7 protein-coding genes and 1 pseudogene are annotated in these 13,120 nt (G+C 69.8%); 5 read left to right on the top strand and 3 right to left on the bottom strand.

Annotation, left to right across the window (positions count from 1 at the left end):
• The first annotated feature begins 27 nt into the window (after positions 1–27).
• The 3 genes and pseudogenes from QMZ92_RS33605 to QMZ92_RS33595 form a co-directional block, all read left to right on the top strand.
• The gene (locus tag QMZ92_RS33605; protein WP_283301399.1) at positions 28–2,247 is read left to right on the top strand and encodes a hypothetical protein; all 2,220 of its coding nucleotides are present in this window, start codon (positions 28–30) and stop codon (positions 2,245–2,247) included.
• A 176-nt stretch (positions 2,248–2,423) separates the two neighbouring features.
• The gene (locus QMZ92_RS33600) at positions 2,424–3,341 is read left to right on the top strand and encodes an S-4TM family putative pore-forming effector (RefSeq protein ID WP_138051386.1); all 918 of its coding nucleotides are present in this window, start codon (positions 2,424–2,426) and stop codon (positions 3,339–3,341) included.
• Between the two features lie 4,810 nt (positions 3,342–8,151).
• Positions 8,152–8,851: pseudogene (locus tag QMZ92_RS33595) on the top strand (transposase); the annotation flags it as partial.
• Here QMZ92_RS33595 and QMZ92_RS33590 read toward each other — a convergent pair.
• From QMZ92_RS33590 to QMZ92_RS33580, 3 genes are all read right to left on the bottom strand, one after another.
• The gene (locus tag QMZ92_RS33590) at positions 8,841–9,155 is read right to left on the bottom strand and encodes a transposase (protein WP_283301395.1); all 315 of its coding nucleotides are present in this window, start codon (positions 9,153–9,155) and stop codon (positions 8,841–8,843) included. The pseudogene QMZ92_RS33595 and the gene QMZ92_RS33590 sit on opposite strands and share 11 nt — an antisense overlap.
• 102 nt (positions 9,156–9,257) lie before the next feature.
• Positions 9,258–10,211: a malate dehydrogenase gene (locus QMZ92_RS33585; RefSeq protein ID WP_283301393.1), complete on the bottom strand. Its 954-nt coding sequence runs from the start codon at positions 10,209–10,211 to the stop codon at positions 9,258–9,260.
• A 215-nt stretch (positions 10,212–10,426) separates the two neighbouring features.
• Positions 10,427–10,636 (bottom strand): hypothetical protein, encoded by a 210-nt coding sequence (locus tag QMZ92_RS33580; protein ID WP_283301391.1) that lies wholly within the window; start codon positions 10,634–10,636, stop codon positions 10,427–10,429.
• 712 nt (positions 10,637–11,348) lie between these two features.
• Here QMZ92_RS33580 and QMZ92_RS33575 point away from each other — a divergent pair.
• Positions 11,349–12,056: an SDR family oxidoreductase gene (locus QMZ92_RS33575; RefSeq protein ID WP_283301389.1), complete on the top strand. Its 708-nt coding sequence runs from the start codon at positions 11,349–11,351 to the stop codon at positions 12,054–12,056.
• 441 nt (positions 12,057–12,497) lie between these two features.
• Positions 12,498–13,120, top strand: a 623-nt coding sequence (locus QMZ92_RS33570) for an ABC transporter transmembrane domain-containing protein (protein ID WP_283301386.1), incomplete at its 3' end; no start/stop codon positions are given.

The raw sequence follows: 13,120 nt of genomic DNA, 5'->3' as shown, positions 1-13,120 counted from the left end.
TTACGCTCCTTCCGAAAGGTTCCCCCGGTGCCACTGCGCATCCCCCAGGAAGACCTCCAGTGGATCACCACACATTGCGGGCCAGAGGTCGTCGAGAGTCTCCTGCGTCAGGCACAGGACACTGGTTGGTCCGATCTGCATCTGCGACGGCCGGTGTGGACCTCGCCGGGCACGAGCTACAACGGCGCCGTCCTGTTCGTCGCCCTTGTCGCGCCCCCGCCTCAGCAACTCGTCGTCAAGGTGATCTGCGCTGGACTGCCCGGCACGGAGGCAGCCGCCCATACGGAGGCGTTGAAGGCCGCCGAGCAATTCACACGGCAACACCTGGTTGATCAGCCTCATCCGTCACTGGACCTCCCGGACGGCAGGACGGTGATGTTCCAAGAAGTCGCCGGGGACAGCCTGACCGATGTGTTCCCAGCGGGGGCCCTCCCTCACGATGAACGGAAACCGGTCATCGAGGCGGTTGTCCGGGGACTGCTCTCCGACTGGAACAAAGACGTGCTGAAGGACGCCGGGCTCGAGCAGACAACGGTCTCGGAGTTCCTCCGCCGCGAGCTCAACGACGTGTGGAGGCACGGCGGTTCCCTCCAGGCGTTCGGTCAGGAGCTACGCGTCCTGGATCCCGCACCGCCCTGGCTCTACAGCGACGGAATGCGGCTGCCGAATCCCTACCTGCTCGTCGAGGGAGGGCATTCAGCGCTCACGGATCCGGTGATCACGATCCTGCGGGGACTCGGCCACGGTGACCTCCACCTGGACAATGTTCTCGTGCCCAGAGAGGAAAAGCTGGTGCAGCCACAGGCGTACCGGCTCATCGATCTGTGCACCTTCAGCGTGAGCGCGGATCTCGGCCGCGACGTGGCCACCCTGCTGCTGTCCGCTCTGGTGCCGCACGTAGATCACCAGCAGGAGCTGCCGCCCGATCAGCGCCACGCCCTCATCCGGTTCATCGTGGACCCGGATGCCGCTCATCGCGCGCGGATCGTCCCCGAGGCGGCCGATCTTGTGGCAACGGTCCGCCTTGCCGCCCGTGAGGCGATGCGTGGCTGGGGCGATCCGTGGGAGCGCCAGTTTCTGCTGTCCCTCATGGCGACGGCGCTGCGCTTCACGACTTACACGAAGATCAGCGAAGCCGGCCGAACATGGTTCGCCCGGCTCGCGGCCCACGCAGGTGGCGAAGTGCTGGCACGGAGCGAGGGGAAGGGCGCCGAGGCCAGGCTGTCACCGCTGGAGCCGGGCAGGGACTCCTTCTCCATGGCCGCCGGCTTCGGACGGGTGGGCCCTGCCGCACGAGAATGGGCGGCGGAGTTCGTACCGGACGAGGTGCCTCGGCGGCGGTTGTGGGACACACGGACAGGGGCGCCGGACGAGCTGGCCGTGGTCGGATTCGGCCCTGATGACACGGTGGTGGCCATCGACGGCAAGGGAGGCGTGCGCCGCTGGACCGCCTCCGGGGACGAGCTGCCCGGCACCACGGGCCGCGCGCCGCGCCTACGTCTGGGCCATCAGTCGCTGGTCGCGTCCCTGACGCACACCGTCTTGGTGGCTCGCCCGAAGCAACTGGAGATCACCCATTTCCCGCAGGGAGGACGGGCGATCCCTCGGCCGCCGGTCCTCTTGGGCAACGGCGAGCACTTCCTGGTGACCAGCGGCGGGGACGTGTTCGCCACGCACGACCGACACCAGCTGACCGTCCGGGACTTCGAGGACGGGACGCCGATCGAGACCCTGTCCTGCCCGCCTTCGATGATGGCGAGCGCGGTCAGTATCGACGCCTCGGTCATCGCCATGGCCAGTTCACGAGAGGTACACATCTACCGCCGTGGCCAGGAGCCCCTTCGACGGAGCGTGGCCAACAGCCTGTCGTTTCTGCCCAGGTTCATGCGGAAGACGACCCCTGATCCCGGCCTGCAACTCGCGGTCTCGCCTTCGGGCAGCCATGTCGGGTGCGTCACCTTCGAGGAGGTCGTCGTATGGCGCACCAGCGACGGAGGAGAGATGTACAGCCGCAAGCTCACCAAGAGGGAGGGCAGGGAGGCGCTGGGAGCGAAGGGCATGCGGCTGATCTGCACCGAGACGGGGACGCTGTTCTGGCTCAGGCGGGGACGGCTGTCCATTCCGACCATGGACGGCGGCACCCAGCTCGAACAGTCCGGCACCGGCGCCGATGTCGCCCTTTCCCGCGATGGCAGGCTGATCGCGCTGCTCAGCACGGACGGGCGGCTGGAGGTGCGGGCTCACTGACCTTGGCCGTGCTCCCGACCCAGTGGCGCCGCGCGGTTCTCCTGATGGCCCGGAGACACGGCCTTTCGACGTATGTAGGTGGCTCTGTCTGGGCATGACTCCTCTCGCGGTCGGTACGCCGCCGAGCCGACCGCCCTGGGCCCGCGGCGGCGCGTCAACGCATCGGGGGACATGCCTTGGCCGCACCGGGAACATCGATTCTCCACCGGCAGAACGACCCCGACCTGCTGCTCTTGCTCAAGGCGGCCTCCGTCTCCCACAGCCGGGCCAAACGGCTTGCCCTGGCGCACATCTGGCTCTCGCTGCTCCTGGCGGCGGTTGGCGTGGCAGGCGTGTTCGTCCCCGCCCTGGAGACACCGGGCACCCTGCTCGGTCTGATGTGGGCACTCGCGTACGCGGCGGGGGCGCGGTTGCGGGGCATCACGGAGAAGCGGCGGGCGGCCCTGCTCCAGGAAATGTTCGATGTACGTCTGCTCGGGCTCCCGTGGAACACCGTCCTCGGGGGTGGCCCGGCGGTCCCCGCCCAGGAGGTGGGCCGCGTGGCTCGTGGGTACAGAGCGTCAGAGGAACGGCTGCGCGACTACTTCTACGAAGCAACAGCGTTGCAGCGCCCGTTGGACGTCCTCGCCTGCCAGTTGCAAACCCTCGGCTGGGGTGCCCGGGTGCGTCGACGGTACGCCACGGCCGTCACGTACGGACTGCTGGTCTGGAGCCTGGCCGGTGTCGTGACGGGGCTGGCAGGCTCGATGACGGTGTCCGACCTGCTGCTCCACTGGTTCGTGCCTTCGCTGGGACTTCTCCTGCTCGGGGTGGAGACCGCTGCCGCGCAGTGGGACACCGCCGGGGCTCGTGAACACGCACAGGCGGTGGTCATGGATGCCATGCGTGCACACGTCTCGCGCGGGTGCCCCGCCGAGAATGTGCCTGAACTGCTCCAACTGGCCCGGCAGGTCCAGGACGTGCTCCTCCAGACTCGGCTGCAACAGGTCCGAGTGCCCGACTGGTTCTTCCGACGGTTCCAGAGCAATGACCGAGAGGACTTCGTCCAGGCGATGCGAGAACTGGATCGCCTGGGCGCTGACCCGACGGTCTGACGGGCGTGAGCCTCATGCCGAGCGGGAAGCATGGTCGGCCCCGACTCGCCGTGGCGCTGCGTCTACGGCACGCCGCCTCAGGTGACTTGGAGGACCTGGAAGCAGCCGTCACCCTGCACCGGGGAGGCGCCGGCCGCACGGAACCCGGCGGGCCTCGGACGCCGGGGCTGCTGAGGGAGCCGGCGAACGACCTGCTGGACCGCTTCTCGGTCCGAGGGCAGGTGGTGGATCGGGACGAGAGTCTCGCGTGCCTGAATGAGGCGGTCGCAGGCCCCGCCCGTCCGACTTCCAGGCCGCGATGACCGAACTCCACAACGTGGTGCGGCGGGACTCCGCACAACGGGGGGTGACTCCGGCCGATGGTTCTCACACGCGTCGGGGAACCGTCCCAGCTCGGGCGCGGCGTCGGTGGCGTCCACGGAATGAAGGTGGGCCCGCCGCTGTGCGATGGGTCAGGTCCGCTCGCCGAGCAGCGCCGACACCTGGGCCGGCAGCGGGCGTTCACCGTCCGTGAGCGAGGAGGGATTCAGTCGGCGCAGCAGCGGCGCGTACTCCCATCCCGTCGGCCTGGACGCCAGCGCCAGGGCCCGGGCGCGGTGTCGCTCCGCCGTCTCCGTGCGGCCCAGGTCGCGCAGGATGTCCCCGCGCGTCGCGTGGGCTTCGGCGGTGAACCACCGGTACTCGCCCTCCGCGCGGTGGTCGAAGCCCTCGGCCAGCAGGCGCAGGGCCCGCTGCGCGTCGCGCGGCGCATATGCACGGGCCAGGGCGATACGGATCGGGAGTTCCTCTTGGACCAGGACGAACTGCCGCGTGCGGCCCAGGGCCTGCTCCAGCAGCGGCAGGGCGTCGTCCAGCAGTCCGAGCTCAACCAGGCACTGTCCGGTAAGGCGGCCCGCCTCGATGAGCGGGGCGGTGTATCCGCTGCGGCGGGTACTCGCCAGAGCGAGGGACCGCTCCCCCAGGCGCAGCGCCCGCTCGGGTTCACCCGCCCACAGTGCCAGGTCCCCGTCCCGCAGGGCGAGCCACTCCTGCGTCGGGTAGGCGCTGCCGAGCCGGTCCCGCAGCCGTACGACCTCCTCCACTGGGCGACCGCTCTGCGCCAGGACCAGGGCGAGGTAGGTCAGCGGCACCGAGGTGTCCGCCGCGTTGGCCAGCGCGTGACGCACCGCGGTCACCGCGGCCTCGCCGGCCTCTTCCAGGGCGTCGGTGTAGAGCAGGACGGAGGCAAGGTTGCTCCACGCCGTGGGGTCGGCGCCGCGGCCGGGGGTGCGCAGTGCCTCCCGGAGCAGTTCGGCGGCGCGCGTGTTGTGACCCAGCCACTGGTACGTCAGCGCGGCGGCGTTGTGCACACCGGCCCGGATCTGGGGCGTGCGCAACGGGCTGTCGCTCCGCATGCCGTGCGGCCACAGCCGGTTGAGTAGGGTCATCCGTTCCTGGTGCTCGCGGATCGCGAAGGTGAGCGGCGTGTGCAGCGTGCGGAGGTAGTACGACCCGGCCTCGTCGTAGGCGTCGTGGAGAGCGGGGTCGGCGTCCGCCCGGTCGCACAGCGCGTGGAAGAACTCGAGCGGGCCACGCAGGTCCCCCAGTCCGCGCACGCGCGGCGGCGTCACGTCCGCGCCCTTGGCCCGCAGCTCGGCGAGAACGGCCAGGGCGACCGCCCCGGTGTCGCCCTCGCGCGCCAGCGCCACCTTGACGACCGGATGCATGGACCAGCGGGCGGTGCCGTCGCTGTCGGTGACCCTGCCCATCAACCCGAGGCCGACCAGCCTGGAGAGCGTGTGCTCCGTCGTGTCGGTGCTCTCGGCAGCGTCGCCGAGCCGCCGCAGCATGGCGTGCACCTCGGCGGTCGTCCAGGCATCGGCGGCGGAGGCGGCCACGCGGGCCGTTCGGCGTTCCCGTTCCGACAGGGCGGTCACGACCATTTCGAGGACCGCCGCACTGGTCACGGCGACCTCGTCGGTGACCTGCNCATCGGCGGCGGAGGCGGCCACGCGGGCCGTTCGGCGTTCCCGTTCCGACAGGGCGGTCACGACCATTTCGAGGACCGCCGCACTGGTCACGGCGACCTCGTCGGTGACCTGCTCCGGGATGCCGCTGTGGGCGACGGCCGTGGCCAGTTCGCTCGGAGTGACGAGGCGGGAGCCCAGAGCACGGCAGACGATCTGCGTCAAGAGCGGGTGACCGCCGGTCAGCCGTTCGATCTCTGTGGCGAGCACCGGGTCGTCGGACACCCCGAACCGTCTGCTGAGCAGACTGCTCTCCGCGGTGTCCAGAGGCCCGAGATCGAGGTGGGCGACCTGCCGGGACTTCTCGAGCAGCGACGGCACCAGCCGGGTGTTGACCAGGAGCCTGGACTCGCCGCCGGAGAGCACACCCTGAATCAGGGCGACGACCCGCTCGTCGACGATACCGAGGCCGAGGCCGCCCTCACCGGTTCCGCTTCCGGACTCGGTGTCCTCCTCGCCGGCTCCGGCCGACCCTCCGCTCGCACCGGGCCGACTCGGTCCTTCGCCGTGCTGATAGACCGACAACTGTCGTTCGAGGGCGTCGAAAACCAGCAGACAGCGACGGCTCTGCACCACGGACAGCGCGCGGGACAGCTCGGAGTCCGTCCGCGAGTCCGAAGACGGGCCGCCGAGCGAGGCGAGGGAGCGGACGAGGGCCCCGGCCTCGCCCCCCAGGTCGGAAAAGGACCACCACACACCTACGTCGAAAGCGCTGTGCTCCCGCCGCTGCACCTCGGTGAGACCGGTCTGGAGAAAGTTCCACACCAGGGCCGACTTGCCCATGCCGCCCACCGCCCGCACCACCAGCGCGGCGGGGGTGTCCGGGCCGGAGCCGGCCACGAAGGCCCGGACGGCATCCGTCTCCCGCTGTCGCCCGACCAGCCCTCCGGGGGCCGTCAGCAGCCCATACCCGGTCGTCGAGAGCCAGTGGATCGGCCGGGGCGTCGCCTCGGCGGGCTCCTGCCGGTGTGCCGCGCCGGGAACGAAGCGGCAGATCAGGGGTGGGCGCCGGGGATCGGCCGGGAGCCTGACATCCGGGCGCAGTGCCCGGAGTGCCGCGTGCGCGGCCCGTGCGGCCAGCCGGAAGAACCACCAGCGTCCCCACTCGCCGTGCCTCACATAGGACAGGTGGACCAGGGCGCCGGCGAGGACCGACAGCAGGTAGTGCCGGTGCCAGGACTCGCGATGACTCGGCGGCAGGATGTCGTGGCAGGCGCGGTGGACGGCCCGGACCGACGCGTCCAGGCTCTGGGGCAGCAACCCCGATGGCTCCTCCCGCCACGGGTCGAGGACGAGCTCGAGCAGGTCCTCCGCCGCCTCGCCGCGCCGGGTGCCGTGCTCCACGGACGACAGGTGGTCGCCGCACAGTGACAGCACGAGCGCGACGACGTCGCGGCTCAGGGGAGCATCGGACGCGTAGTGCGAGAGGTCGACGAGGCGGAGCGCCGGACGTCCGTCGGCCCGCGAGAGCCCGCCCCGCAGCGGGACGAGCACATTGCCCTGGTGCAGGTCCCCGTGGGTGTGGCCGATCAGGCAGTCGACCGTGGCGGACCCGAGTACCGAGTCCGGGCGCAGGGCTGTCACCGGGTTGGGCAACAGCCGCGGCTCCGGCTCGTCGGGCATCTCGACACAGTCCTCGTCGGGCGACAGGAGATGGCGGGAGTCGGCCCATGTGTACGCCGTCCGGCCCGGGGACAGGGCGTCGCGCAATTCGTCGCGCAGATACTCGGCGACCGTCGGCGCGGGCCTGCGCAGGACCTGCCGGCAGTCGGCCCCGTTCCAGTCCACGAGCAGCAGCCGGACCAGGGCCGCACACGCCTCGGGCAGGTCGGCAGTCCGGATCTTGTCCAGGGTGTGGGTGTTCGAAAGGTCCTCCTCCACCGACTGGAACATGATGCGGCGCCCGTCCGGCAGGTCCAGCGGCAGAAAGGGCTGAAGCACCATGTGTCGGTCGGCGAAGTCCGGGGCCGACGCCCGTGCCCGGTTGTGCCGGTCGGGTTCACCGGCCTCCTCGGCGGTCGGCAGCACCTTGACGATCAGGTGGTCGTCGCCACCGTCCGGCCGGGTGTACAGGACTCGCGCGAGCACGGCGCCGCTGTAGCCTCCGCGCTGCCAGCGCATGTAGGGCTGCCGCAGCCGGTCGCCGAACGCCGTGCGCAGGGCTGCGGCGACGGCAGGGTCGAACAGTCCGGCAAGCGCGTCGCCGGCCGGATCCTCGGTATGGGTGCCGGTCGTCATCCACGCTCCGGACACGGTACCGGCCGGCCGACGTGGCGCGGGTCACCCGGCCGAGCCCGCCCGCGGCACCCGCCAGGCGCTGACGCGCGGCGACCGCCAAGCCCGTCCACCGGGCACGGCAGTCCGCGCCAGGCGCCGTCAACTCCACAGCCAGGAGCGGGATGTCCGTACCCCGAGCTGGGAAGTGCGTGCGTCTGATCGCCGGGGCCGCACGCCCGGCTGCCCGGGGCGTACGTCAGGCAACGAGACCCGTGGGCCGAGCCGTCAAGTCCTTCCGTCCGGCGGCGCCTTCCGCACTCCAGGTCGTCGGGGGGCCGGTACGGGACGGTCGGCAGGCATCGCGGCGGCAACGCCGACGGTGTCAGAGCACCCATGCCCACCCCCCTGACCGCCGGACGATACCCGTGGGCCCCGTCACCCACCGCGTCCGGACTCCGGGGACATTCCCCGGAGCCGTGCGCCGTAAGCCTTGCGGCACACGGTCCGCCAGTCGGTTCCGCGGTATGCCCTCCTCGGCCTTGCAGCTGCTGATCGCTCCGACCGCCACGGACGGGTCCGCCTCAGCTGCTCCGGATCTGACGAACAAGGGTCCGGTGATGTTGCTGACCGGGTATCAGACCCCCGCCGCCATCCGCCGCGCGGGAGCGAAACGGATCGAGACCTGGCTGAAGAACCGCAAGGTTCACGGCGCCGCCGCCCTGGCGCGAACCGTGGCGGAGGCCGCCCAGGCCCAGCACACCGCGCTGCCCGGCGAGAAGCTGGCCGCCACCATGGTGGTCCGGCTTGCGAACGGGGTGACGGCCCTCGACGAGGAGGTCGCCGAGCTTGACGCTCTGGTCGAGGCCCGGTTTCTCGAGCATCCGAATGCCGAGGTGATCCGCAGCCTGCCCGGGGTGGGCCCCAGACTCGGCGCCGAGTTCATCACCGCGACCGGCGGTGACATGGACGCCTTCGGGAGCGCGGACCGGCCGGCCGGCTTCGCCGGGCTGGCGCCCAGACCTCGTGCCTCCGGCCGCGTCAGCGGCAACCTCCACAGGCCCAGGCGCTACCGCCGCGGACTGCTGCGAGCCGGGTACCTATCGGCCATGGTCAGCCTGCGATGCCGCCCGGAGTCCAAGGCGTACTACGAACCGGAAGCGCAGCGTGGGGAAAGGGCACAAACAAGCCCTGCTTGCCCTTGCCCACCGCCGCGTCAACGTCCTGTGGGCGATGATCCGTGACGGACAGCGCTACCAATCATCACCGCCTGTTACACCTACCGCTTGACAACGAGATCGGAAAGCTCCATCTCCAGCTCACGGATGCGTTTGTCCTTCTCCCCGGCCTCGGTCCGCAGCCGCTCCAGCTCCGCCCGCTCGCTCTCCCGCAGCCGGCCGCCCGGCGGCTCGGACGCCGGCCGGTCCGACGACGACGACCCGTTACGCCTCGCCCGCGACACCCAGCCGTGCAGCGTCCCGGGATGGATGCCCAGATCCTCGGCCACCTCCGGAATCGGCTTCCCGGTCTCCGTCACGATCCGCACCGCCCCCTCACGGAACTCAGCGTCGTAGATGCGCTTCCTGGATGCCATGACCCCCAACTGTCCCTCCGGTCACGGTCTCCACAGTAGGAGGGGAGGTGCAAAGCCAGTTCAGATGTCACCCGATCGTGCGGCAGACCCGATTTGACACCCTCACAACGGGTTGTGATCGTAGGCAGCTTGGAGGCCGGCGTAGGACGAGTTCAGGCGCGCTGATTCCGTTTCGTCCATGGGAAGGACGAGGCACCGCTCAGCCCCTGACGCGCCCACCACGCAGGGCAGGGAGACGACCGTTCCGGGTGGAAGGCCATAACCTGACGCCGCCAGGCACGAAACAGGCAGGATGTGTTTCTCGTCCCTTACCACCGACTGCACCAGCGCCGCAACCGCCGTAGCCGTCCCGAAGCTCGTATGGCCCTTCCGCCGGTGGATCTCCGCTCCCCTGGAATGGGTGAACGACTCCAGATCCTTCTTCGCCTCGTCCCAGCCGATGCCGGGGCCGGCCGGGAACGCCGTAACCGGGACTCCGCCGACGAGAGCCGACGACCAGACGACGAACGCGCTCTGCCCGTGCTCCCCGATGACGTAGGCGTGGACGTTGGCGTGGTCGACGCCTATCCGCCGTCCCAACGCGTACCGGAGGCGAGCCGTGTCGTTCACCGTCCCGCTGCCCAGCACCAGATTCGGTGGGCGGTGCGTGTGTTCCAGCATGACTCTGGTCAGCAGCTCGACGGGATTGCTGACGATGACGACGACCGCCTCGGGCGCCACCGCATCGAGTGATGCCACCACGTCCTTGATGATGGGGGCGTTCACGCCGAACAGCTCAAGCCTGTCCTGGCCGGTGGCCACGGTCGGCCCCACCGCCACCACCACGACACCCACCTCGGACAGGTGGCGCAGGTCGTCCGTGACCCTCACGTCCTGCTCCCGTAGATGCGACACCGCGTCCGCGATGTCCCAGCCCTCGCCCTCAGCACGCGCGCGCACACGGTCGTACAGCACCACCCGGCGGGTCACCTCCCGCAGGACGAGAGCATTGGCAATCGCCGAGCCCAGATGCCCGGCACCCAACACTCCCACCGCCGTACTCGGCGCAGCCCCCATGGACCTGCCTCCTCTCGGAGGAGCCGGCCCCTGATCCAGGATACCGTCGGCACGGCCGCCACGCCTTGCGGCCCCGTGCCCGCCCGTCGCGTTGCAGGCATCCCTCTGCCGGCGGGCGGATTCGCCCTGGGAGCTCACGGACGCGGTGTGCGCGGAGGGGCACTTCCGGCTGTCCACGCCCCGGACACAGCAGTCGCACTCCCGTCGGACCCCGGTCACCCCGTCGATCGTCGCGTAGTGGTGCCCCGGACGTCGAACGGCGGTGCGCGCCCCGGGTGGTCCGTGGCGATGTCCTCGCCGATGTCGTCGACGGTGTCGGCCACGGTCTTGCCGGTGATGCGGATGATCCCGGCGTACGGCTGGTCGATGTCCTCGATGAGGAGCAGGGAGCCCGTGAACAGGGCGGCCAGGGTACCCAGCAGCACGATGTGCGCGGGTCCGCGCTTGTGCGGCAGAATTTCACCTGAACATGCTTCCGGCGATCGGATTGGCCATCCGGTGCCCGTGGACGGATATCCGTTCCGCGTCGGGAATAGATTCATCTGAAGAATTCCGGAAGGGGCTCCTTACGCCTCGGGAACCGTCTGTCTGCGACCGCGTAACCGGCAGTCATCGTGTCCACACCACGGGGGTGGTCTGTCGATTTGCTGGATGAGTGTGGTGTGTCGAGGTCCGACAGCCTTTCCGCCCCTGGTCCAAGCCGTTGGGCGTTTGGCGTCGGCGTATGGTCGCTCCGGATTCCTGATGGCGTGCTTCGGCGTGGTGCGCCTGCCGGCGGTGGGCTCGTGACACCGGAGGTCGAAGCGGGGTGAGATCCGACTCACTGCGACAGGACACCCCGGATTCTTGTGGGTGGGCTGCACCCCCTCCCCGGCCCGCGTCGCACGATGGCATCGCAGACTCACCGGGATCTTGTGGAATGCGTCGCGAGGGGACTCCCGTAAACGGGTCCGATGTTTCCGATCTCGTCGAATAAGGCGCCCGAGGAATTGACGTGCGTGACCCCCTGAGACTCGTCGATCGCGATCGTTCGAACCGACTTGATCGGATTGCATCCACCTCGGCAATAAAGGGGTGCATTAGTATACGATAGAAATAGTCATAGGTCGCAGCGGCGACCGGACCAGGAGCAGACCCATGACCTCCGTCGCAGGTTCGACAGTCCTCGTCACCGGAGGCAGTCGAGGCATCGGCCGGGCCCTGGTCGAGTCTCTCTGCAACCGAGGCGCCAGGAAGGTCTACGCCACCGCCCGTGACCCGCGGAGCGTCACCCACCCCGAGGCGGTCCCACTACCCCTGGAGGTCACCGACCCCGCGTCGGTGGCCGCCGCGGCGGAGCGGGCGCGCGACGTCACAATCCTGATCAACAACGCCGGCACGACCCTCAGAGCGTCGCTCCTGACCTCACCGGTGGACGACATCCGCCACGAGTTCGAGACCAACTTCTACGGCCCGTTGAATATGACCAGGGCGTTCGTCCCGATCATCCAGGCCAATGGCGGCGGCCATCTGCTCAATGTGCACTCCGTCCTGTCCTGGATCGCCTCCCCCGACTTGGAGGCCTACAGTGCCTCGAAGGCCGCGCTGTGGTCCCAGACCAACGCGCTGCGCCTGGAACTACGGTCGCGCGGCATCAACGTCACCGGGCTGCACGTCGGTTGCGTCGACACCGACCTCTCGGCGCACATCGACACACCGAAGACGTCGCCAGGAAGCGTGGCGGAGCAGGCGCTGGACGGAATCGAAACCGACGCCTACGAAGTGCTGGCCGACGACAGGTCCCGGCAGGTCAAGACGGGCCTGGCCGAGGGACTTGCCACCCTGTACCCGGAACTGGCGGGCTGACCCGCACGGGCCGGCACCTTTCCGCGGGAGCGGAGGGAGTGCCTGACTTGTTGAATCGACCGCAGGCGCTCGGTCTGCAGCCGTAGCGTTCCAGGGTGCCGGTCGGCACGGGCTCGGGTGGTGTCTTGCCGCGCTGCGGGCTGGCTCATGCGGACCGGCCGGGCGCGGGCCCGGCCGCAGGGCACCGCCTCCGGCGGGGCTGCCACAGCACCTCAGCAGCCCGCGAGGGGGCCGCGAGGGCGTCACCTCCCACCCCCGCCGGGACGACGGCCGAAGGCGCGGTGGAATGGTGCGGTGGAATGGCGCGCACCGCATCACTGATGACAGCCGGTACGGCCATTCATGCGGTGCGTCATGAAGCGCGTTCCAGGAACGAAAGGTGCGAAACCGAGCAAGTTATCCTTGAAGGACTGACCCGCTACCAAGGCCCGTGACTGAGCCATGCCCGCCGCAGACTCCCTCAGGACCCCGGACCCCCGTCCACCCGCCGCCCGCACTCCCGAAACCGCCCCGCCCGGCCCCACCAAGCGGCCCCACGAACTCCGTCGTGTCCTGGGCCTCTTCCGGCCCTACCGAGGGCGCATCGCCCTCGTCGGCCTCCTGGTCGGAGCCTCCTCGCTGGTGGCCGTCGCCTCACCCTTCCTGTTGCGCGAGATCCTGGACACCGCGATCCCCCAGGGGCGCACCGGGCTACTCGGTCTCCTGGCCATGGGCATGATCGTGATCGCCCTGGTGTCGGGCGTCTTCGACGTCCTGCAGACATTGCTGTCCACCACGGTCGGTCAGCGGGTCATGCACGATCTCCGGACTTCCGTCTACGAGCGTTTGCAGAAGGTGCCCTTGGCCTTCTTCACGCGAACCCGCGGCGGCGAGGTGCAGTCCCGCATCGCCAACGACATCGGGGCGATGCAGGCCACCGTGTCGTCCACGGCCGCATCCCTGGTCTCCAACCTCACCGCAGTGGTGGCCACGGTCGTGGCGATGCTGGCACTCGACTGGCGGCTGACCGCTCTGTCCCTGCTGCTGCTCCCGTTCTTCTCCTGGATCAGCTTCCGGGTGGGCCG

The organism is Streptomyces sp. HNM0645, from assembly GCF_030056615.1.
Classification (GTDB): Bacteria; Actinomycetota; Actinomycetes; order Streptomycetales; family Streptomycetaceae; genus Streptomyces; species Streptomyces marianii.
Note: the sequence above shows the minus strand (reverse complement) of the source record. Positions and strands in the feature narration are given on the sequence as shown.